Genomic DNA, 22,317 nt, shown 5'->3' with positions numbered 1-22,317 from the left:
TTTTTCCTTTGTCCTCAGGGCTATCGGCATTATCTTCCCTTTTATTAATTTGCACTGTGTTTAAAGTTGGAAAATGTATGCGACATCACTTAACTCATCTGCGGGCCACCGATCTGCTGATGGCCTTCCTCTCCGTTATCTCGGTATTGCTGGTTACGGCCCGTTGGTGGGGGCACGAAACCCTGACTTCCCAGACACTGCAACTCTTCTATGACCTCGACAGCCTGATCTGTTACTTCTTTCTCGCCCACTTCGCCTATGGCTTGGCCCGCGCCCCGGACAGGAAGGCCTACTTCAAGGCCAACTGGTTCTATCTGCCGGGCAGTCTGCCCATGGTGGAGTCCCTGCGCTGGGCCCGGTTGATCCAGTTGTGGCGTGTCTATCAGTTGCTGCGCAGCCAGCCGGACCTGCTGGCCATGTTTCGTCGCGAGCGAAACGAAACCACCATCTCCGGCATCCTGTTCCTGTTCGTCCTCTTGCTGGGGCTTGGCTCCGGGATCATGTACTGGATTGAATCTGGCCAACCGGGCAGTGAAATCGAGACCCCCTATGATGCGTTCTGGTGGACCCTGGTGACCCTCTCCACCGTGGGTTACGGGGATCTGGTGCCCAAGACGGAGGAGGGGCGCTTTGTGGCCAGCCTGCTGATCCTGTTCGGGGTCGGCCTGTTTGGCGCGCTCAGCGGTTTCATGGCCAGCCTGTTTCTGCAGCCCAATCGCGGTGATAACGACACCGAGAAGTGGCGTCATCACTACAATGCCCAGCAGGAGCAGTTGTTGCAGGAGTTGCGAGCGCTGCGGGCCGAGGTACGGGAGCTGAGAAACAAGTGATGATGAGGTCAAAAAGTGGCCAAGTCATGTATGGCAGGGCAGGGAGTGCCCCCAGGGGAAGCGTTTTCTTTGCTTGTCCTTTAACCTGCCGGCGGCTTAACATTCAGCCTCTTACCCAAAACTGAAAAGAGAACCGATCGACCATGCGCGCCCTTCTCGGGATTTTGATCTGCTTGTGTGCCGGCCAGGCACTGGCCGAGACCCGTTATGTTTCAGACAACATCTTTACCTATATCCACAATGGCCCGGGGACCCAGTACCGGATCCTGGGCAGCGTCAAGGCGGGTGAGCCGCTGGAGATAAAGTCGGTGAACGGCGAAGCCGGTTTCACTCAGGTGGTGGACGGCCGTGGCCGTGAAGGGTGGATCAAGAGCAGCGAGCTGCAGAGCCAGCCCAGCCTGCGCGAGCGCCTGCCCCAGGTCGAGAAGGAGCGGGATGAGCTCAAGAGCCGCCTGCAGAACCTCAACGGCGACAACGAGAAACGCTTTGCCGAGAAGGATGGCCAGATTGAACTGCAGAGCAATGAGATAGCATCGCTCAAGGCCCAGCTCGCCAGCCAGGGCGAGGAGATGAGCAATCTCAAGGAGCAGAACGATGCCCTGACCCAGAGTTATGACAACCGGGAACACGACATGCAGATGGACTGGTTCATCCGTGGCGGTGCCATGGTGGGGGCCGGCATCCTGCTCGGCATCCTGTTGCCCATGCTGCCTCGTCGCCGCAGCCGCAGCGATCGCTGGATGAATTGACAAAAATTGTCTGACTGAGCAGAAGGGTCGCCATGGCGGCCCTTCTCTGTTTTTGTCGTTTGACGCAGGGCTGGAGGGGGCATAAAGGGAGAGAGGAATTGTATACAAAACAAGATGTGAAGCTGGCCTGAAAAGGGCATTTTCACCCTGAGATAGCCATAAAACTCCCATGCCAGCGATTTTTGTTAAAACAAGGCAACAAATTTATTTCATATAGGGTGCAATATTGTATACATTATCGGCGTTTCGGCGGCACGGCCGCCTTCGTCGATATCAGCCCTAGGGCGTACAGGAAGACCCCATATGTTCAAAGCGACTCAAGTGCTTGCAGCTGACTATATTCCCTCCGATCTGGCCGCCCTGCGCGAAGCCATCACCCAGAACTATGTGGTGGATGAAAATGCCTATCTGGCAGAGCTTGCCGCCATGCTGCCGGGAGATGGCGCTTCGCTGGAACAGGTAACCCAGCGGGCTCGCACCCTGGTGACCAAGGTGCGCAAGGAGAGCGGTTCCGGCGACGGTATCGACGCCTTCCTGCAGGAGTACAGCCTGGATACCCAAGAGGGGATCATCCTGATGTGTCTGGCCGAGGCGCTGCTGCGCATCCCCGATGCCCAGACCGCAGACGCCCTGATCAAGGACAAGCTTTCCGGCGCCAACTGGTCCTCTCATTTTCGCAAGAGCGACTCCACCCTGGTCAACGCCTCGACCTGGGGCCTGATGCTGACCGGCAAGATCATCAAGCTCGACAAGAAGCTCGACGGCAATCCGGCCAACCTGCTGGGGCGGATGGTCAACAAGCTGGGCGAACCCGTGGTGCGCTCTGCCATGTACGCCGCCATGAAGATCATGGGCAAGCAGTTCGTGCTGGGTCGCGATATGAAGGAGGCTCTCAAGGCGAGCCGCAAGTCCCGCGAGCTGGGTTACACCCACACCTACGACATGCTGGGTGAATCGGCGCTGACCATGCAGGACGCCGACAAGTATCTGGCCGACTACCACAACGCCATCGAGGCGGTGGGCGGCGAGCGGATCAGCGACGGCGGCCCGGCTCCCTCCATCTCCATCAAGCTCTCGGCGCTGCATCCGCGCTATGACGTGGCCAACCGCGAGCGGGTGCTCGGCGAGATGTGCGAGCGGCTGGTGGGGCTGGTGCGTCTGGCCCGCGATAAGGACGTGGCCATCAGCATCGACGCCGAGGAGATGGACCGCCTCGAGTTGTCGCTGGATCTGTTCGAGCAGCTCTACCGCTCCGAGGCGAACCGTGGCTGGGGCAAGCTCGGCATGGTGGTGCAGGCCTACTCCAAGCGTGCCCTGCCGGTCTTGTGCTGGCTCACCGCCCTGGCCCGCGAGCAGGGGGATATCATTCCGGTACGTCTGGTGAAGGGGGCCTACTGGGACAGCGAGCTGAAATATGCTCAGCAGGCCGGTCTGCCCGGCTACCCGCTGTTTACCCGCAAGGCCGGTACCGACATCTCCTACCTCGCCTGTGCCCGCTACCTGCTGAGCGAGCCGACCCGCGGTTTCATCGCGCCCCAGTTTGCCACCCACAACGCCAATACCGTGGTCAGCATTCTGGAGATGGCCGGCGATCGCCAGTTCGAATTCCAGCGCCTGCACGGCATGGGGGAGGAGCTGCACAACGCCGTGCTCAATGACAACCCGGGCCTGCACTGCCGCATTTATGCACCGGTCGGCGCCCACAAGGATCTGCTGCCCTACCTGGTGCGCCGTCTGCTGGAAAACGGCGCCAACACTTCGTTTGTGCACAAGCTGGTGGATCCCAACACCCCGGTGGACAGTCTGGCCGAGCACCCGCTGCGTACCCTCAAGCGCTACTCGAGCTTTGCCAACGACCGCATCCCGCAGCCGGTGAACCTGTTTAGTGATCGCAAGAACTCCAGTGGCGTGAACATGAACATCGTCTCCATCCAGCGCCCCTTCTTCGCCGGGCTCAAGGAGCTGGAGAGCAAGCAGTGGCTGGCCGGCCCCATCGTCGATGGCGAGACCCTCAAGCGTAATGAAGCCCGCGTGGTGGTGAGCCCGCAGGACGTGAGTCTGACCGTCGGCAAGATCCATTGGGCCGATGAGCAGGCGGTGGAGCAGGCGCTGGCCTCTGCCCATGCAGCCTTCCCGCGCTGGCGCGAGACGCCGGTCTCCGAGCGTGCTGCCGCGCTGGAAAAGCTGGCAGATCTTTTGGAAGCGAACCGTAGCCAGTTTATTTCGCTCTGTACCCGTGAGGCGGGCAAGCTGCTTCAGGACGGCATCGACGAGGTCCGCGAGGCGGTGGATTTCTGTCGCTACTACGCGGTGCAGGCTCGCAGCATGATGGGTCAGGCGACCCTGCTGCCCGGCTACACCGGCGAGCAGAACGAGCTGCTCCTGCAAGGGCGCGGTGTGTTTGTCTGCATCAGTCCGTGGAACTTCCCGCTGGCCATCTTCCTGGGGCAAGTCGCGGCGGCGCTCGCCACCGGCAACACCGTCATCGCCAAACCGGCTGAGCAGACCGGCCTCATCGCCCATCTGGCGGTGACCCTGGCCCATCAGGCTGGCATCCCGGGTGACGTGCTGCAGCTGCTGCCGGGCGACGGTGCCACGGTGGGCGCCAAGCTGACAGCGGATCCCCGCATCGGCGGCGTCTGCTTCACCGGTTCCACCGAGACCGCCAAGCTCATCAACCAGACTCTGGCCAATCGTGACGGCGCCATCCTGCCGCTGATTGCCGAGACCGGTGGCCAGAACGCCATGATCGTCGACTCCACCGCCCTGCCGGAGCAGGTGGTGCGCGACGTGGTCAGCGCCGCCTTCCAGAGCGCCGGCCAGCGCTGCTCCGCCCTGCGGGTGCTGTTCCTGCAAGAGGAGATCGCCGATCGGGTGCTGGAGATCCTCACCGGTGCCATGCAGGAGCTCAAGGTCGGCAACCCGGCCGAGCACAACACCGACGTGGGCCCGGTCATTGACGCCGAGGCCAAGGCGGGGTTGGATCTGCACCTGGCCAGGATGATCCCGAAAAGCCGCCTGATCGCCCAGGCCCCCATGCCGAAGGCGACCCAGGAGGGACACTTCGTCCAGCCGACCGCGCTCGAGATCCGCTCCATCAAAGAGCTGGAGCGCGAGCAGTTCGGCCCCATCCTGCACGTGGTGCGCTATGCCGCGCGGGATCTGGAGCAGGTGATCAGCGACATCAACGGTACCGGCTACGGCCTGACGCTGGGCATTCACAGTCGCAACGAATCCCACGCCGAAGAGCTGGCGAGCCGCATCAACGTAGGCAACGTCTACATCAACCGCAACCAGATCGGCGCCATGGTCGGGGTGCAGCCGTTCGGTGGCCAGGGCCTCTCCGGCACCGGTCCCAAGGCAGGTGGTCCCCACTATCTGAGCCGCTTTGTCACCGAGAAGACCCGTACCATCAATACCACGGCGGTGGGGGGCAACGCCTCCCTGCTGGCGATGGGGGATGCCTGACATCGAGTCTTTCTGGTGAAAACGAGATAACACCAAGGTCGCCTGCGGGCGACCTTGTTATTTCGGGGTGGCTCGTACCGGAGAGTCGCGCTAGCTGCATGGGGGTCGTCATCTTTTCGCGCTGGTCGTAAGATGAGAGCCTCGACCGGTGCCGAGCGCACCTTTGCTATACAGAGCCTGGATGCTTATGTCATTGACCGAACAGGCCCGCTGGTTCGTACTGGGGGGCGATCATCTGGTGCTGCTCGACGAGCAGGGCCATATTCCGCAGGGGGCGTTGAGCCAGTTGCCCGCGTTTTTGCACGCCAAGTCATTTGAGCGTTTCGACGAGTGGGAGGGGCTGCCCTGCTATCTGCTGGATCTGGGGGAGGAGGCCGAGGCGTCTCTTATGACCCCCCTGCGCCAGCTGATGGTGGCGGGGGATGAGGCGGGTTTTCATCTGGCGGGGCGCGCCTGGCAGCTCGCGACCTTTCGCCGCACCCACCGCTTCTGTGGCGAGTGTGGTGCCCCCATGGCGCCCAAGGCGGGGGAGTGGGCCCAGGTGTGTCACCATGGTCACATCGTCTATCCGCGCATCTCCCCCTGCATTATCGTGGCGGTGCGCAAGGGGCCGGCCATTTTGTTGGCTGCCCATCGCCGTCACCATCAGGTCGAGGATCCCATGTATACCGTGCTGGCGGGCTTTGTGGAGGCGGGGGAGAACCTTGAGCAGTGCGTAGCGCGGGAGGTGTTCGAGGAGAGCGGCATCCGGGTGCGCAACGTGCGCTATGTGGCCAGCCAGCCCTGGCCTTTTCCCCACAGCCTGATGATGGGCTTCACCGCCGACTACGAGAGCGGCGAGATCCGGATACAGGACGAGGAGCTGGTGGCCGCCGACTTCTTCGAAGCTGACTGTCTGCCAAGGCTGCCTCCCCACGGCACCATAGCGCGGCGACTCATCGAGCTTTGCCTGGCGGGCGAGGCCTGAGGCGAGTCGTTATTTCCTCGTTGTAAAAGGGACGCTTGTTTGCGTCCCTTCACATCTTTGCAACCGGCCCTGGATTTGCCACCCATTGGGCAGTCCGTTCCGGCGGGCAAAGTGATATCATGGCCGCCATTTTATGCGTGATATGAATTCAGGAACTGGGATGAAAGAGCTGAAGAACGATCGTTACCTGCGTGCCCTGCTGCGCCAGGAAGTGGACATGACCCCGGTATGGATGATGCGCCAGGCAGGCCGTTATCTGCCGGAATACAAGGCGACCCGCGCCCAGGCGGGGGATTTTATGTCCCTGTGCCGCAATGCCGAGCTGGCCTGTGAAGTCACCTTGCAGCCGCTGCGCCGCTATCCGCTTGATGCCGCCATCCTCTTCTCCGACATCCTCACCGTGCCCGACGCCATGGGGCTGGGTCTCTATTTCGAACAGGGGGAAGGCCCGCGTTTCGAGCGTCCCATCACCTCCATGGCCGACGTGCAGGCGCTGCCGGTGCCGGATCCGGAAGACGAGCTTGGCTACGTGATGAACGCGGTGCGCACCATCCGCCGCGAGCTCAAGGGTGAGGTGCCGCTGATTGGCTTCTCCGGCAGCCCCTGGACCCTGGCTACCTATATGGTGGAGGGGGGCAGCTCCAAGGCATTCACCAAGATCAAGCAGATGATGTACGCAGAGCCGCAGACCCTGCATCTGCTGCTCGACAAGCTGGCCGACAGCGTGATCGCCTATCTGAATGCCCAGATCAAGGCGGGTGCCCAGGCGGTCATGGTGTTCGACACCTGGGGCGGCGTGCTCACCCCGCGCGATTATCGCGACTTCTCCCTGCAGTACATGCACAAGATCGTCGATGGCCTGATCCGCGAGCACGACGGTCGCCGCGTGCCGGTCACCCTGTTCACCAAGAACGGCGGCCAGTGGCTGGAGCAGATCGCCGCCACCGGTTGTGATGCGCTGGGGCTGGACTGGACCACCGACATCGCGGACGCCAAGCGTCGGGTCGGCGACAAGGTAGCGCTGCAGGGCAACATGGACCCTTCCATGCTCTACGCCTCTCCCGAGCGCATCCGCGAAGAGGTCGCCTCCATCCTGGCCGGTTTCGGTCATGGCAATGGCCACGTCTTCAACCTGGGCCACGGCATCCATCAGGATGTGAACCCGGAGCATGCGGGCGTGTTCGTCAACGCGGTACACGAGCTCTCGGCTCAATACCACAAGCGCTGATAGCGGCGCGTTTTATCGTGACGACGGGGCCTTGGGGCCCCGTTTCGTTGGTGGCGGGGCTGCATCCCGGTTGTCGCTCGGGTTACACTGCATCCCTTGTGGGAACAACGATGGGAGCGGGCATGAGTCTCGTTTCCCAGACAGGTTTCCCTGGTCATGGCTGGAGGCTGGATGAGCAAACGAGTATTGGATTGGGGTATCGATCTGGGCGGTACCAAGTGCGAGTGCGTGGTGCTGGAGGGGGACGAGGTGCTGCTGCGTCATCGCATCCCCACCGAGCGCCAGGGCGGTTATGAGCATATGATCGGCCAGATCGCCAAACTGGTAGAGGAGTGCGCCGCCAAACTCGGCCAGCGCCCGGCCATCATCGGCATGGGCACCCCGGGAGCGCGGGATCCGCAAACCGGCCTGATGAAGAACTGCAATACGACCGAGCTCAACGACAAGCCGTTCAAGGAAGATCTGGAGCGCAGGCTCGGTGTACCCGTACTCATCGCCAACGACGCCAACTGCTTCGCCCTGGCGGAAACCCATCTCGGGGCGGTGCGCCAGCATCATCCGGATGCGAAAGTGGTGTTCGGTATCATCATGGGCACCGGCGTGGGTTCGGGCATTGTCATCAATGGCCGCATCCTCAACGGCCACCACGGCATCGCCGGTGAGTGGGGCCACAACGTGCTCTCACCCGATGGCCCCGAGTGCTACTGCGGCAAGCGCGGCTGCGTCGAGACCCTGATCAGCGGCCCGGCGCTGGAGGCCTGGTACGAAGCCAAGGCCAAGCGCCGCCTCTCGCTCGCCCAGATTGCGGCAGCTAGCGCCCACGATCATGTGGCCAAGCTCACCATCGACCGGCTGCACCTGCTGTTTGGCCAGGCGCTGGCCAACGTGGTCAACATTCTGGATCCGGATGTCATCGTCATCGGTGGCGGGGTGGGCAATGTGCAGAGCCTCTATCGCGCCGGGCGGGAGACAATTTTGCCCTTCCTCTTTAATCCCCGCTTCCGGGCCCCCATTATTGCACCAGCCCTTGGCGACAGCGCCGGGGTATTTGGCGCGGCCTTGCTGGCGCGCGGTGAATTCAAGGATGCCCTGCTGTCGTGAGCCGGGTGTCGGGTGGCCCAAGGGTCACCCCTTTTTGCTGGTAAGGAATGCATCCCAGATGATCAAGATTGCCATCAATGGTTACGGACGGATCGGTCGCAACGTGTTGCGGGCCCTCTATGAAAGCGGGCGCGACAAGACCATCAAGATCGTCGCCATCAACGAACTGGCGGCGCCGGAGGCCATGGTGCACCTGACCCGCTTTGACACCAGCCACGGTCGCTTCCGTTATCCGGTGCAACTGGCGGGCAACAGCATGCAGGTAGGCGAAGACCTCATCTCCCTGTTTGCCGAGAAAGACCCGTCCAGATTGCCGTGGCGGGCGCTGGGGGTTGATGTGGTGCTGGACTGCACCGGGGTGTTCGGATCGCGCGCCGATGCCGAGCTGCATCTGGCGGCGGGGGCGAGCAAGGTACTCTTCTCCCATCCGGCCGATGCGGATGTGGATGCCACCATCGTCTACGGGGTCAATCACCAGGTGCTGACCGGACGTGAGCGGATCGTCTCGAACGCCTCCTGTACCACCAACTGCGTGGTCCCCGTCATAGAAACATTGCATCGAGAATTCGAAATAAATTGTGGTACTATTACGACAATTCATTCGGCCATGCATGACCAGCAAGTGATCGATGCCTACCATGGCGACTTGCGCCGAACTCGCGCCGCCAGCCAGTCCATCATCCCGGTGGATACCAAGCTGGCCAAGGGGTTGGAGCGTATCCTGCCCCACTTCGCCGGCAAGTTCGAGGCGATCGCGGTACGGGTACCGACCATCAATGTAACAGCGATGGATCTGAGTATTACTGTTCGTAAAAAAGTGACAGTTAGTGACGTAAATCAAGCCCTGCAACGGGCATCCAGAGGTACATTACAAGGTATTCTGGATTACACGGAAGAACCGCTGGTCTCCGTAGACTTTAATCATGATGCACACTCCTGCATCATTGATGGTACCCAGACCCGGGTGAGCGATGCCAACCTCGTCAAGATGTTGATGTGGTGCGATAACGAATGGGGCTTCGCGAATCGGATGCTGGATACTACCCGGGCCATGATGGTTGCAGGCTGAGCCTGCCCCGGGCGAAAGGTTACTGTTTTTAACATTACCTGGAAAATATAGAGGACTGAATATGTCTGTTATCAAGATGACTGACCTGGATCTGGCGGGCAAACGCGTTCTGATCCGTGCTGACCTGAACGTGCCGGTAAAAGACGGCAAGGTCACCTCCGATGCACGTATCGTCGCTACCCTGCCGACCATCAAGCTGGCTCTGGAAAAGGGCGCCAAGTTGATGATCACCTCCCACCTGGGTCGTCCGACCGAAGGCGAGTACAACGAAGAGTTCTCCCTGCTGCCGGTTGTCAACTATCTGAAAGACGCTCTGTCCTGCCCGGTTCGCCTGGCCAAGGATTACCTGGATGGCGTGGAAGTCGCTGCCGGTGAGCTGGTTGTGCTGGAAAACTGCCGCTTCAACAAGGGCGAGAAGAAGAACGCCGAAGAGCTGGCCAAGAAGTATGCCGCTCTGTGTGACGTCTTCGTAATGGATGCATTCGGTACTGCTCACCGCGCCGAAGGTTCCACCTATGGTGTCGCCCAGTTTGCCCCGATCGCCTGTGCAGGCCCCCTGCTGGCCGGTGAACTGGAAGCCCTGGGCAAAGCCATGCTGAAGCCCGAGCGCCCCATGGTTGCCATCGTTGGCGGCTCCAAGGTCTCCACCAAGCTGACCGTGCTGGAATCCCTCTCCAAAATTGCTGACCAGCTGGTGGTCGGTGGTGGCATCGCCAACACCTTCATCGCTGCTGCCGGTCACAACGTCGGCAAGTCTCTGTGCGAGCACGACCTGATCGACACCGCCAAGAAACTGGCTGCCGAAACCAACATCCCGGTGACCACCGACGTGGTTGTCGGTGCCGAGTTCTCCGAGTCCACCCCGGCCACCATCAAGTCCGTGTCCGACGTGACCGACGGTGACATGATCTTCGACATCGGCCCGGATTCCGCCAAGGCCCTGGCCGACATCATCATGAACGCCAAGACCATCCTGTGGAACGGCCCGGTCGGCGTGTTCGAGTTCGATCAGTTCGCCGAAGGCACCAAGGTGATCGCCGAAGCCATCGCCGCTTCCCCGGCCTTCTCCATCGCTGGCGGTGGTGACACCCTGGCCGCCATCGACAAGTTCGGCATCGCCGACAAGGTCTCCTACATCTCCACCGGCGGCGGCGCCTTCCTGGAGTTCGTAGAAGGCAAGGTACTGCCGGCTGTCGCGATTCTGGAACAGCGCGCCAAAGCCTAATTGACCCGGGACGGGGGGCAAAAGCCTCCCGTTTCGTTTATCATGTGGCCGCTGTGCCGGTTCATGATGAACCCCCCACTTTTTATTAACGGCATACGAGACAGGACGATTAAACATGTCTAAGAAAATTTTCGACTTCGTAAAACCCGGCGTGATCACTGGTGATGACGTTCAGAAAGTGTTCGCCATCGCCAAGGAAAACGGCTTCGCTCTGCCGGCCGTCAACTGCGTCGGTACCGACTCCGTCAACGCCGTGCTGGAAGCGGCTGCCAAGGTGAAAGCCCCGGTCATCGTGCAGTTCTCCAACGGTGGTGCCGTGTTCACTGCCGGCAAGGGTCTGAAGCTGGAAGGCCAGCAAGCTGCCATCCTGGGTGCCATCTCCGGTGCCAAGCACGTTCACGCCGTTGCCGAAGCCTACGGTGTTCCCGTGATCCTGCACACCGACCACGCTGCCAAGAAGCTGCTGCCGTGGATCGACGGCCTGCTGGACGCCGGTGAGAAGCACTTCGCCGAGACCGGCAAGCCGCTGTTCTCCTCCCACATGCTGGATCTGTCCGAAGAGTCTCTGGAAGAGAACATCGACATCTGCTGCGAGTACCTGACCCGCATGGCCAAGATGAACATGACTCTGGAGCTGGAACTGGGTTGCACCGGTGGCGAAGAAGACGGCGTCGACAACAGCCACATGGATCAGTCCGCTCTGTACACCCAGCCGGAAGACGTGGCCTACGCCTACGAGCGTCTGTCCAAGATCAGCCCGCGTTTCACCATCGCTGCCTCCTTCGGCAACGTACACGGTGTATACAAGCCGGGTAACGTCAAGCTGACCCCGTCCATCCTGGATGCGTCCCAGAAGTACGTTTCCGAGAAGTTCGGTATTCCGGCCAAGTCCCTGGACTTCGTATTCCACGGTGGCTCAGGTTCCACTCTGGAAGAGATCCGCGAATCCATCTCCTACGGCGTCGTGAAGATGAACATCGACACCGACACCCAGTGGGCGACCTGGGAAGGCATTCTGGACTTCTACAAGACCAACGAAGCCTACCTGCAAGGTCAGCTGGGCAACCCGGAAGGTGCCGACAAGCCGAACAAGAAGTTCTACGATCCGCGCGTATGGCTGCGTGCCGGTCAGACTTCCATGATCAAGCGTCTGGAACAGGCTTTCTCCGACCTGAACGCCATCGACGTACTGTAATTCGTTACCGTACCTTGATTGCATGAAAAGGCGCCCTTCGGGGCGCCTTTTGCATTTCTGTGATCCGGTGCGACTGGTTTGCAGTGAGTGAGCTGGGTATTATCGAAACAAATCTGCTTATTTTATTAAACAATTTGCAACCAAGGCAGGATGCTGAGCATGCAGGCAGGAAAGCACAACGCACATCAGGAACACGCGGCCTCCTATTACGCCGCGACTCGCAACGACTCGCAGGAGTGGCCCGAGCTGGCCGGTGAACATCAGGCGGATGTCTGTGTCATTGGCGGTGGCTTTACCGGCCTCAATACCGCCATCAACCTGGCTGATGCCGGCTACAAGGTGATACTGCTGGAGGCCAACCGCATCGGCTGGGGCGCGTCCGGGCGCAACGGCGGCCAACTCATTCGCGGCATTGGCCACGACACCAGCCAGTTTGCCCGCTGGATTGGTGAAGAAGGCGTGCGTGAGCTGGATCTGATGGGATTGGAGGCGGTGCAACTGGTGCGCGAGCGAGTTGCGCGTTTTGGCATCGACTGCGATCTCACCTGGGGCTATTGCGATCTCGCTACCCGTCAGCGCCATCTGGCCGGTTTCGAGGAAGAGCTCGAACATCTGGCGAGCTTGGGCTACGAGCATGAGGTGAGGCTGGTGCCGCGCGAGGAGATCCACACGGTCGTGGGCTCGGATCGCTACATCGGTGGCCTCATCGACATGGGGTCAGGGCACCTTCACCCCCTCAACCTGGCCCTTGGCGAGGCGCGCGCCGCCCAGGGGCTGGGCGTCGCCCTGTTCGAGCAATCCAGGGTAACCCACATCGACTACGGCAAGCGGGTGGAGGTGACCACGGCCCACGGTCGGGTGAGCAGCGACTATCTGGTGATAGGGTGCAACGCCTATCTCAACGAACTCAATCCGGAACTCGGGGGCAAGGTGCTGCCGGCAGGTTCCTACATCCTCGCCACCGAGGTGCTGGAGAAGCGGCTGCGCCAGCGCTTGCTACCGCAGAACATGGCGGTGTGCGATCAGAACGTGGCACTCGACTACTACCGCCTCTCCGCCGACGGCCGCCTGCTGTTTGGCGGTGCCTGCAACTATTCCGGCCGTGATCCTCGCGATATAAAAGCCTTTATGCTGCCCAAGCTGTTGCGGGTATTCCCCGAACTGGTCGGGACTGCCATCGAGTTCCAGTGGGGGGGGATGATAGGCATAGGCGCTAACCGCTTGCCGCAAATCGGCCGCCTCAAGCAGCATCCCAATGTCTTCTACGCCCAGGCTTATTCGGGGCATGGGGTCAATGCCACTCACATGGCGGGCAAGTTGGTGGCGGAGGCTATTCGGGGGGAGAGTCGGGGTTTCGAGCTGTTTGCCAGCGTGCCCCATATCACCTTCCCCGGTGGCCCTGCCCTGCGCTCCCCGCTGCTGGCGCTCGGGATGCTGTGGCACCGGATGAAGGATTTACTATAGCGCAGGCGGGGCGGGCATGCTCCTGAGCAGGATTAGTGGGCGGGCTCGGCCAGCCGCCAGCCCTGCTCCGTCTTCATCATCCACACTTCGGCTTGCTGGGGCAGCACCTGGCCAGCCTCGAACTCGCCATATTTGCGCTCCAGCTCCATCAGTCCCATCTCTTGCTGGAAGGGACCGACCTTGTCGTAGACCAGATCCTCGTCGTGCAGCACCTGCAGTTGAGCCAGCCCCTGCTTGAAGTGGAGCTGGTAGCTGACCTTGACCAGATAGACGCCTTCCATGCGTTCCTCCTTGTCCAGGATGGCGAAGTCGCTGATCTCGAACAGGCTGGCGTCCGTTTCCGCCATCAGCTTGTCACTGACCTGCTGGCGGATCACCTCTTCACCGGGGCCCGCGCTGCAGCCATAGAGCCAGAGGGCCAGCAGGGGGATGAACCACTTTTTCATCAAAACTCCGGACGGGCGAAACAATGGAGGGCAAATTTTGCCACGGTGTCGCTCATATACAAGGGATTGCCAGAAAAATCAGCGAGTAACAGTGGGGATGGCCCAGCGGTGCGCCAGGCCAATTCCCATCTATGGCAGCTTGTCGAGCTGAGCCAGAAACTCGGCCGGGCCCATAAAGCCGGTGACTCTTTGCCCCGTGAGTTCATTGCCGGCGCGATCGAAGAAGATCAGGGTGGGCAAGCCCAGCACATTGAGGCCGTTGAGCAGCTCGACATCGGCGTCGTCATTGGCAGTGACATCCGCCTGCAACAGCACCATGTCGGCAAAGCGCTCGCGCACATCGGGATCGCTGAAGGTCTTGTGCTCGAACTCCTTGCAGGCGACGCACCAGTCGGCATAAAGGTCGAGCAGCACCGGTTTGCCGCGGGCGGCTGCGAGCTGGGTCTTGAGATCATCCTGGGTCTTGATGCGAATAAACTGCGGCGCCCGGGTTTCGGCACTGGTCTGGGCGCCGGAGGGAGGCAGCAGCAGATCCTTTCCCACCACCACGGCACTGATCATCGCCAGCAGCAGCACAAAACCGCGCAGGCTCTTACCGATGGAGTGGGGCTGATGCTGGTTGTGGTGATAGAAGTAGGCGCACAGCGCCAACCCCCAGCCGAGCCAGGCCAGGGTGGTAGCCTGCTCGCTCCAGAGCCGTGACAGCAGCAGGATGGGCACCGCCAGCAGCGCAAAACCAAAGAGTTGTTTGATCACATCCATCCAGGCGCCGGCCTTGGGCAGCAGCTTGCCGCCCGAGGTGCCGAGCAGCAGCAGCGGCAGCCCCATCCCCAGCGACAGGGCGTAGAGCGCCGCGCCGCCGAGCCAGAGATCGCCGCTCTGGGCCACGTAAATCAGGGCGCCGGAGAGCGGTGCCGTGGTGCAGGGGGAGCAGACCAGCCCCGAGATCATCCCCATGATGGCGACCCCGGCCACCGAGCCGCCCTGCTGGCGGTTGGAGAGGCCGGAGAGGCGCGTCTGCAAGCTGCTCGGCAGCTGCAGGGTGTAGAGCCCGAACATGGAGAGAGCCAGCAGCACGAACATCACCGAGAGGCCGATCAGCACATAGGGGTGCTGCAGCGCCGCCTGGAATTGCAGCCCCGCCGAGGCCACCACCAGCCCGAGCAGGGTGTAGGTGAGCGCCATCCCCTGGACATAGACGAAGGAGAGCAGGAAGGCGCGGCGGGTGGAGAGACGATGGCCGGCACCGGCGATGATGCCGGTCAGGATGGGGTACATGGGGAAGACGCAGGGGGTGAAGGCGAGCCCCAGCCCCAGCGCAAAGAAGGCGGCGATGCTGAGCCAGAAGCCCTGGCTGCCGAGGGCGGCGGCCAGTTTATCCTGTTGGCTGGACGGTGCAGTCGGCGCCGCCTCGTTATCACCCGACGTGGCCATCAGCGACTGCACCTCGACCACCTTGGTGGTCGGCGGGTAACAGAGCCCCACGGTGCAGCCCTGGTAGCTGATTTTGAGGCTCGCTTGTTGCCCTGCCTCGGTCAGGGTGACGGGTATCTCCACCTCCTGGTAATAGACCCGGGTCTTGCCGAAGAAGTCGTCTTCGTGTTCGGTTCCCTCGGGCAGGACGGGCTCGCTGAAGGTGAGGTCGTTGCCCTGAAAGTGCAGGCTGTGGCGATAAATATAGTAATCATCGGCGATGCGAAGTCGCAGCAGCAGCCGGTTGCCCTGCTGCTCGCTCTCCAGGGTGAATGCCTCGTCGACTTTCAGGAAGGCGGGCTTGGCACTGGCCTGAATGCCCAGGCTCCCCAGCAGATCACTGCTTGCCTGGACAGGGGTGAACAACAGGCCCAGCAGCAGGGTGAACAGGGCGGGCAGCAGGTAGCGCAGGCGAGCGCGACTCATGGGGTCTCCTCCTTCAGCCAGTCGAGATAGGCGGGTAGACCCGCACTGACCGGCAGCGCCAGCAACTCGGGCACCTCGTAGGGGTGGTGGGTGAGGATACACTGTTGCAGCTCGGCAAAGAGCGGCATCCGGGATTTGATGATGAGCTGGATCTCGGTGGCTTGTTCCACCTTGCCTTGCCAGCGATAGACAGAGGTCACGCCCGGCAGCTGGTTGATGCAGGCGGCCAGTCGCCGGGTCAGCAGCTGTTCGCAGACAAGGTCGGCACTGGGTTGGTCTGGGCAGGTGCAGAGCACCACAATGGCGTCAGTCATAAAGGGGGATCTTCACCTCGGTGGGGTAAACCGGCGGGGACATTTTTGTTAATGAAATGCCCCGAAAATCAGCGGTTACTATACCCCAGAGCCGCCCTTAATATCATCTGTCGCCATTTGTGAACCTGCGCCAAAAATTTGTGGGGGTCATGAGATAGACGCTGCCATGGGGACAGGGCAGAATGAGCGAGCTTGTTCCCATTAGACGTAAGGAAATGTATGACCCAACAGAATGAGCAGCAGAGAAACCGCATGTTGAGCCTGCTGCGCGAAGGTGAGCGCCGCATGTTGGTTCAACTCGCCGGTCTGCTGCGTACCACTGCCGATGAAATCAATGCCGAGCTGGAAAAAGAGGGGCTGCAGAGCTTCCTGGAGCAGCCCATCACGGTGGATTATCTCAATGGCGTGGTGCAGCACCATCTGTTCGAGCGCAAGCACAAAGGGGATATGGCGGTGGCCCAGCAGATGCTTGGTGAATACCAAAGCGAGCTGGAAGCCCTGCAATTAGCCCAGGCTCAACCCGAAGAGGCTGATGCCACCGATGAAGAGGGTGCTGAGCTCAAGGCTCAAGCCTGACGTTTCTCTCTCCCCGCTAGCCGCTTTTGTTCTCTCAGGCACCATCATTGCGATCATGATGGTGCCCTGTTTTTTTGGAGGCCTTGCCGATTAGCCCAGCGCCTTCTGCGGCATCGGTTGGGGGATGGGGAATACCTTGTCATAGCCCCAGTTGTAGGCGAAGGCGTAGACCAGATAGAAGGCTACGAAGCCCAGATCCAGCACCAGCGCCTCCAGCAGGCTGATGTCCAGCCACCAGGACATCACCGGCAGGGCGACGGTCAGTAGCCCCCCCTCGAAACCGAAGGTATGCACGATCCGTTGCCACAGGCTCTTGTGGGTGTGGCCCTGATACTTCATCAGCAGCTTGTCGACGCCGATGTTGTAGACATAGTTCCAGACGGTGGCGAGCACCGAAAAGAACAGTGCCAGTGGCCCCATGTGGTTGAGCCCGACTCCGGTGACCCAGCTCGCCAACGGGGCGGCAATCAGCAGGCCAATCAATTCAAAGCCGATGGCATGGCGCAGGCGATCGTTACGGGTTCGCATAAATCACTCTCTCAATCAGGTTCATTCACGAATATCGGGCCAATCTATCGATAAAAATTGATGTATTCACGTTACTATCTATCTGCAAATCAGATAGGTTGGTCGACAAGTATCATAAGCAAACAGGAATTCCGGGATGGGGCCGTCACTGGAACAACTCAATATACTGCTGGCCGCCGCCGAGGCCGGCTCGTTTTCGGCGGCGGCGCGCAAGCTGGGCAAGGCGCAGTCGGTGGTGAGCACTGCCATCGCCAATCTGGAGATCGATCTGGGGTTGACCCTGTTCGACCGCACCGGCCGTTATCCCCGGCTGACGGCGGCCGGGGTTCGTATGGTGCAGGAGGCGAGCATACTGTTGGCGCAGGGGGAGCGCCTGCAGGCCATCGCCGGCGAGCTGGCGGCAGGGGTGGAGTCACGGCTGACCCTGGCCATTGACGATGACTCCCATCTCCCCTGGCTGGGCGCTTTGCTGGAAGAGTTTGCCCGCCGTTACCCGGCTGTCGAGCTGGAGCTGCTCTTTCCCTTGATGGAGGATGTGACCGACATGCTGGTCAGCGGCCGCGCCCAGCTTGGCATCAGTTACCAGCAGGCTGTTCCCCAGCGGGAGATAGTCACCCGTACTCTGGGGGAAGTGGCCATGCCGCTGGTGGTCTCGCCGGATCATCCGCTGGCGCACAGGGTGCTGGTGCAAGAGGTCGATCTGCAGGGGGCGCGCCAGCTGATTGCCACCGGGCGGCGGGATGGCCCCGAGCGTCAGCGCTTTCGCATTGCCTCTCAGGTGTGGTGGGTCGAGGGAGATCTCGGCGTGCTGGAGCTGGTCAAGCGCGGGCTAGGATGGGGCGTGGTGCCCGAGTTCTTGCTGGACAGGCCCCTGGCGCGCAAGGAGGTGGTGGTGCTCAACCCCGACTTTATCGCCAGGCATGAACTGGTGCTGGAGCTGCAGTGGCACCGCGCCCGCCCACTTGGGCAGGCGGGGCGCTGGCTGAAGGAGGCACTGCTGGCGCGCGTGCCTCGTTAGTCCGGATTGCGGGTCAGTCGGCGAGGGAGTAGGGCAGTGGCTGCAGGGTGAGGCTGGCGCTCTCATCCTGCTTGAGACGGAACAGGGCGTCGGCCTCGGTGTCTTTGGGCAGCACAGCGGTGAGCCACACCTGACCATCCTGTTGCCAGGCGTTGAGCACCATACCGCTGCGACGCCAGTTGTCACCGAGCCGGATTTCCAGCGTATCACCACTGGCCACAGGCTCGCTGGCAACACCCGCCAGCAGGAACAGGGCACGATTGTTGGCGCCGCGATACTTGGCGCGCGCCACCGTCTCCTGACCCATGTAGCAACCCTTGGTAAAGCAGATGCCATCGAGGGCCTGCAGGTTGAGCATCTGCGGAATGAACTCCCCCTGATGCACCGCTTCCATGTGCGGCAGACCCGCCTTGATCTCGAGCCCCCACCAGAGGGATTCGTCGCCCGCCGGCAGGGTATCGGCTTGCTGGTCGCTCACCAGCAGCCAGCGATCCTGCTCAATTTTCACCGCCATGCCGCCGTCGACCAGCCCGCTTTGGACCAGGCCAAAGTGATCGGCGATCCAGGCGTCGCTGCCGATGCCGGCAATCCCGGTGGCGTGGCGCTCGTCGGCGGCGATCTCCACCTTGGAGAAAACGGCGAATTTCTTCAGCTCCGGCAGCTGGCGCTCCAGCACGGAGGGGGTCGTCAGCATCAGCAGGCTCTCTTCGAGACAGAGCAGGCGGAAATTGCTCCACAGCTTGCCCTTGGGATCGCAGTGGCCACCCAGGGTATTTTGTCCCGGTTGCAGGGCATTGACGTCACAGGTGACCTGACCTTGCAGGTATTTGACGCGATCCTGGCCGGCGATGCGGGTGATGGCGATCTTGGTCAGGGCAAAGCGGGTCGGCTCGGCAGGAAAAACAGGTGGTTGCAGGCTCACGATGGTATCCCAGAGAGAAAGTATGTGAGCTGCATGGTAAAGACGTAACTAATGTTTGTCAGCCGGAAAATCCAGCTGGTACCATCCCACGGTCTTTGTAAGGAGAGTTCCATGTTGAGCCCAGTTGAAAAATCCCGCCTGAAGTGGGCCTGCCGTCGTGGCATGCTCGAGCTGGATGTGATCTTTATGCCCTTTTTTGAACACGAATTCGACACCCTGAGCGAGGCCGATCAGCAGACCTTTATCCGCCTGCTGGAGTGCGATGACCCGGACCTGTTCAAGTGGTGCATGGGTCATGGTATCCCCGAAGACCCCGCCTTTGCCGCCATGATCCCGATGATCCTGGAGCGCAACCAGGCCCGTCACGACCGCCAGGGCTGATCCGGTGGCGCGGGTGAGCATGACGGTTCACCCCTCCCGCCATCAGCGGATCTGGCTGCTGGCGCTCTTTCTGTTGTTGCTATGGCCTGTGGCCATGTTGATCGATGGTTGGCGTTGGGCCCTGTTTATTCCCTGCTGGCTGGCCGCTCTGGTGCTGGGTTTGCGTGCGCTGCCCCGCCATGACTATGTACTGGAGTGGGATGGCCGCTGGCTGTCGTGGCAAGGCGCCCGCTATCAGCTGGGCCCCGGGAGTCGCACTCTGCCCGGGGTGCTGAGGCTCTCTCTTCTGCCCGAGCAAGGTGCTCCTCGTACCCTGTGGCTCTGCTCCGACTCGCTTCCCCCCGCACACTATCGCCTGTTGGCCCGGGCTATCCATTTCCTGTCGTCTGATAGCGGACGTTGAATGCCGCACTTTCATTCGCCGCTGTCGCAGCCTCATTGTCAGGTTGGCAGTCCGTGATGATGTTGTTTTCTGCTTGTCGCTTTGCCAAAAAAGAGTGACCCCGCCTTAAGCGGGGTCACGGATGGGCATTTGCCAGGCCGGGCTCAATCCCGCTCCGGGGTCAGTACGGTGGGCTTGGGATCCGGCAGCATGTCCGGATAGTCCAGGTTGTAGTGCAGGCCGCGGGACTCTTTGCGTTGCAGGGCGCAGTTGACGATGAGCTCGGCCACTTGCAGCAGGTTGCGCAGCTCCAGCAGGTTGTTGGAGACGCGGAAGTTGGCGTAGTACTCCTGCACCTCTTGCTTGAGCAGGTCGATGCGGCGCTTGGCACGGGCCAGACGTTTGTTGGTACGCACTATCCCCACGTAGTCCCACATCATCAGCCGCAGCTCGTGCCAGTTGTGCTGGATCACCACCAGCTCATCCGAATCTTCCACCTTGCTCTCGTCCCACACCGGCAGACGGGGCGGCTCCACGCTCATCGGCAGCTTGGCCAGGATGTCGGCCCCCGCCTGATGGGCATAGACCACGCATTCGAGCAGGGAGTTGGAGGCCATCCGGTTGGCGCCGTGCAGCCCGGTGTAGGTCACCTCGCCGATGGCGTAGAGGCCAGGAATGTCGGTCTGGCCGTTGTTGTCGATCATCACCCCACCACAGGTGTAGTGAGCTGCGGGCACGATGGGCATGGGCTCTTTGGTGATGTCGATGCCGACCGCGAGGCAGCGCTCATGGATGGTCGGGAAGTGCTTGATGATGAACTCCGCCGGCTTGTGGCTGATGTCCAGATACATGCAGTCGGCACCGAGGCGTTTCATCTCGTGGTCGATGGCACGGGCGACGATATCCCGCGGTGCCAGCTCGGCACGCTCGTCAAATTCCGGCATGAAGCGACTGCCGTCGGGGCGGCGCAGATAAGCGCCTTCGCCGCGCAGGGCTTCGGTCAGCAGGAAGTTTGGATCGTCGGGGTGGAACAGGCTGGTGGGGTGGAACTGGTTGAACTCCAGGTTGGCCACCCGGCAACCGGCGCGCCATGCCATGGCGATGCCGTCCCCGGAGCTGACGTCCGGGTTGGAGGTGTACTGGTACACCTTGGAGGCGCCACCGGTTGCCAGCGCCACGAAGCGGGCGCGAACAACTTCGACTTGCTCGGCGTTGCGATTCCAGACATAGGCGCCGAGGATCCGGTTGCCCGGCAGACCCAGCTTGCGGGTGGTGATGAGGTCGACCGCGTTGAAGCGCTCCATCAACTGGATGTTGGGGTGGGCGCGAACCTGATCGATCAGGGTCAGTTGCACTGCCTTGCCGGTGGCATCGGCCGCGTGGAAAATGCGGCGATGGCTGTGGCCCCCTTCGCGGGTCAGGTGATAGTGGGATTCGCCCTCGGAGTCTTCTTCCTGATCGAAAGGGACCCCCTGCTGGATCAGCCACTGAATGGAGTTGCGGGCGTTGCGGGCGGTGAACTCGACCGCGGCCGGGTCGCACAATCCTGCCCCGGCATTGAGCGTGTCGCTCACGTGGGATTCGATGCTGTCGGTCTCGTCGAACACGGCAGCGATGCCTCCTTGCGCATAGAAAGTGGCCCCCTCACTGATGGGCCCCTTGCTCAGAACCAGGACTTTGGCCTGGTCCGCCAATCGCAATGCGAGAGACAGACCGGCGGCACCGCTGCCAATGATCAGTACGTCGCAAAGGTATTCAACACTTGCTTTCATAAGTATCATTGGCCTGGATTAAGAACTGGCACCATGGTAGCCCAAGCGGGGGCGTGTATGCAGCCTGCATCACATTTTTTTCAATGCAAGCGAACTTTCTCTGATTCTCCCTGTCTGAACTTGTGCGCTTAGGAAGGGCCGGAAAAGAAAAACGATAACCTGATGGGGGTTTTACGGCTCCAATGAGCGACCAGAATCTACTGGACGAACAGCTGGTTGAACGTGTCCAGCGTGGCGACAAAGCAGCGTTCAACCTGTTGGTAAAAAAATACCAGCACAAGGTGGTCAACCTGGTGGCCAGGTATGTCAACAATCCCGGAGATGTGCCCGATGTGGCGCAAGAGGCCTTTATCAAAGCCTACCGGGCTTTGCCGACATTCCGTGGTGAGAGTGCTTTCTATACCTGGTTGTACCGAATTGCCGTCAACACGGCGAAGAATTATCTGACCTCCCAGGGGCGCAGGCCGCCCAGCAGTGATGTGGAGGCTGACGAAGCAGAGTCCTATGGTGGTGGTGAAGCCTTGCAAGAGGTCTCAACCCCTGAAAACCTGGCGCTGACCGACGAGATCAAGCGCACCGTGTTTGCCGCCATAGAGGCCTTGCCGGAAGACCTGAGGACAGCGATCACCCTTCGTGAACTGGAAGGGCTGAGCTACGAAGAGATTGCCGAAATCATGGATTGCCCTGTGGGTACGGTCAGATCCCGTATCTTCCGGGCGAGGGAAGCAATCGACAAAAAGCTGCAACCTCTGATCGAGAACTAACTGGGGAAAGACGGGTTTA

21 protein-coding genes are annotated in these 22,317 nt (G+C 61.1%); 15 read left to right on the top strand and 6 right to left on the bottom strand.

Annotation, left to right across the window (positions count from 1 at the left end):
* Nucleotides 1-8: 8 nt before the first annotated feature.
* The 10 genes from ACB028_RS15760 to ACB028_RS15715 all read left to right on the top strand — a co-directional run bounded on the left by ACB028_RS15760 (nucleotide 9) and on the right by ACB028_RS15715 (nucleotide 13,296).
* Nucleotides 9-830: a potassium channel family protein gene (locus tag ACB028_RS15760; protein WP_042070094.1), complete on the top strand. Its 822-nt coding sequence runs from the start codon at nucleotides 9-11 to the stop codon at nucleotides 828-830.
* Between the two features lie 143 nt (nucleotides 831-973).
* Nucleotides 974-1,579: a TIGR04211 family SH3 domain-containing protein gene (locus ACB028_RS15755; protein ID WP_042028283.1), complete on the top strand. Its 606-nt coding sequence runs from the start codon at nucleotides 974-976 to the stop codon at nucleotides 1,577-1,579.
* Between the two features lie 303 nt (nucleotides 1,580-1,882).
* Nucleotides 1,883-5,047, top strand: a complete 3,165-nt coding sequence (gene putA / locus ACB028_RS15750; protein WP_371144682.1) for a bifunctional proline dehydrogenase/L-glutamate gamma-semialdehyde dehydrogenase PutA — start codon at nucleotides 1,883-1,885, stop codon at nucleotides 5,045-5,047.
* A gap of 187 nt (nucleotides 5,048-5,234) precedes the next feature.
* Complete coding sequence (gene nudC, locus ACB028_RS15745; protein WP_371144681.1) at nucleotides 5,235-6,014, top strand: NAD(+) diphosphatase; 780 nt, start codon at nucleotides 5,235-5,237, stop codon at nucleotides 6,012-6,014.
* A 160-nt stretch (nucleotides 6,015-6,174) separates the two neighbouring features.
* Entirely contained in the window at nucleotides 6,175-7,242 is a 1,068-nt protein-coding gene (gene hemE / locus ACB028_RS15740) for a uroporphyrinogen decarboxylase (protein WP_026455918.1), read from the top strand.
* A 171-nt stretch (nucleotides 7,243-7,413) separates the two neighbouring features.
* Complete coding sequence (locus ACB028_RS15735; RefSeq protein WP_342011083.1) at nucleotides 7,414-8,343, top strand: ROK family protein; 930 nt, start codon at nucleotides 7,414-7,416, stop codon at nucleotides 8,341-8,343.
* Nucleotides 8,344-8,401: 58 nt separating this feature from the next.
* Nucleotides 8,402-9,412: an erythrose-4-phosphate dehydrogenase gene (gene epd / locus ACB028_RS15730; protein ID WP_026456220.1), complete on the top strand. Its 1,011-nt coding sequence runs from the start codon at nucleotides 8,402-8,404 to the stop codon at nucleotides 9,410-9,412.
* Between the two features lie 61 nt (nucleotides 9,413-9,473).
* Nucleotides 9,474-10,637: a phosphoglycerate kinase gene (locus ACB028_RS15725; RefSeq protein WP_371144680.1), complete on the top strand. Its 1,164-nt coding sequence runs from the start codon at nucleotides 9,474-9,476 to the stop codon at nucleotides 10,635-10,637.
* A gap of 115 nt (nucleotides 10,638-10,752) precedes the next feature.
* Nucleotides 10,753-11,832, top strand: coding sequence for a class II fructose-bisphosphate aldolase (fbaA, locus tag ACB028_RS15720; RefSeq protein ID WP_201982134.1), 1,080 nt, complete (start codon nucleotides 10,753-10,755; stop codon nucleotides 11,830-11,832).
* 159 nt (nucleotides 11,833-11,991) lie between these two features.
* Entirely contained in the window at nucleotides 11,992-13,296 is a 1,305-nt protein-coding gene (locus ACB028_RS15715) for an NAD(P)/FAD-dependent oxidoreductase (protein WP_371144679.1), read from the top strand.
* A gap of 32 nt (nucleotides 13,297-13,328) precedes the next feature.
* Here ACB028_RS15715 and ACB028_RS15710 read toward each other — a convergent pair whose 3' ends face one another.
* The 3 genes from ACB028_RS15710 to cutA form a co-directional block, all read right to left on the bottom strand.
* A complete protein-coding gene (locus tag ACB028_RS15710) occupies nucleotides 13,329-13,742 on the bottom strand; it encodes a hypothetical protein (protein WP_224211108.1) in 414 nt (137 codons plus the stop codon).
* Between the two features lie 129 nt (nucleotides 13,743-13,871).
* Entirely contained in the window at nucleotides 13,872-15,641 is a 1,770-nt protein-coding gene (locus tag ACB028_RS15705) for a protein-disulfide reductase DsbD (protein ID WP_371144678.1), read from the bottom strand.
* Nucleotides 15,638-15,955 (bottom strand): divalent-cation tolerance protein CutA, encoded by a 318-nt coding sequence (gene cutA, locus ACB028_RS15700; protein ID WP_371144677.1) that lies wholly within the window; start codon nucleotides 15,953-15,955, stop codon nucleotides 15,638-15,640. The genes ACB028_RS15705 and cutA overlap by 4 nt, the downstream gene beginning before the upstream one ends.
* Nucleotides 15,956-16,174: 219 nt before the next feature.
* On the opposite strand from cutA, the gene ACB028_RS15695 reads away from it, so the two are divergent.
* Complete coding sequence (locus ACB028_RS15695) at nucleotides 16,175-16,531, top strand: hypothetical protein (RefSeq protein WP_223379985.1); 357 nt, start codon at nucleotides 16,175-16,177, stop codon at nucleotides 16,529-16,531.
* A 90-nt stretch (nucleotides 16,532-16,621) separates the two neighbouring features.
* On the opposite strand, the gene ACB028_RS15690 is transcribed toward ACB028_RS15695, so the two are convergent.
* Nucleotides 16,622-17,059: a PACE efflux transporter gene (locus ACB028_RS15690; protein WP_201942065.1), complete on the bottom strand. Its 438-nt coding sequence runs from the start codon at nucleotides 17,057-17,059 to the stop codon at nucleotides 16,622-16,624.
* A 136-nt stretch (nucleotides 17,060-17,195) separates the two neighbouring features.
* Between ACB028_RS15690 and ACB028_RS15685 the strand changes: the two genes are divergently transcribed.
* Nucleotides 17,196-18,077, top strand: coding sequence for a LysR family transcriptional regulator (locus ACB028_RS15685; RefSeq protein ID WP_201982111.1), 882 nt, complete (start codon nucleotides 17,196-17,198; stop codon nucleotides 18,075-18,077).
* Between the two features lie 13 nt (nucleotides 18,078-18,090).
* Here the strand turns inward: ACB028_RS15685 and ygfZ are convergent, their stop codons facing one another.
* Nucleotides 18,091-18,999, bottom strand: a complete 909-nt coding sequence (gene ygfZ / locus ACB028_RS15680) for a tRNA-modifying protein YgfZ (RefSeq protein ID WP_371144676.1) — start codon at nucleotides 18,997-18,999, stop codon at nucleotides 18,091-18,093.
* 111 nt (nucleotides 19,000-19,110) lie between these two features.
* On the opposite strand from ygfZ, the gene sdhE reads away from it, so the two are divergent.
* Both sdhE and ACB028_RS15670 read left to right on the top strand, forming a co-directional pair.
* Nucleotides 19,111-19,380, top strand: coding sequence for an FAD assembly factor SdhE (sdhE, locus tag ACB028_RS15675; protein ID WP_042028298.1), 270 nt, complete (start codon nucleotides 19,111-19,113; stop codon nucleotides 19,378-19,380).
* 19 nt (nucleotides 19,381-19,399) lie between these two features.
* Complete coding sequence (locus tag ACB028_RS15670; protein ID WP_371144675.1) at nucleotides 19,400-19,783, top strand: protein YgfX; 384 nt, start codon at nucleotides 19,400-19,402, stop codon at nucleotides 19,781-19,783.
* A gap of 143 nt (nucleotides 19,784-19,926) precedes the next feature.
* Here the strand turns inward: ACB028_RS15670 and nadB are convergent, their stop codons facing one another.
* Nucleotides 19,927-21,534 (bottom strand): L-aspartate oxidase, encoded by a 1,608-nt coding sequence (gene nadB, locus ACB028_RS15665; protein WP_371144674.1) that lies wholly within the window; start codon nucleotides 21,532-21,534, stop codon nucleotides 19,927-19,929.
* Between the two features lie 182 nt (nucleotides 21,535-21,716).
* On the opposite strand from nadB, the gene rpoE reads away from it, so the two are divergent.
* Nucleotides 21,717-22,298: an RNA polymerase sigma factor RpoE gene (gene rpoE, locus ACB028_RS15660; RefSeq protein ID WP_042028302.1), complete on the top strand. Its 582-nt coding sequence runs from the start codon at nucleotides 21,717-21,719 to the stop codon at nucleotides 22,296-22,298.
* The last annotated feature ends 19 nt before the right edge of the window (nucleotides 22,299-22,317 follow it).

This window comes from Aeromonas sp. S9(2024), from assembly GCF_041403185.1.
Taxonomy (GTDB): Bacteria; Pseudomonadota; Gammaproteobacteria; order Enterobacterales; family Aeromonadaceae; genus Aeromonas; species Aeromonas enteropelogenes.
This window is presented reverse-complemented; position numbering and strand designations above follow the sequence as displayed.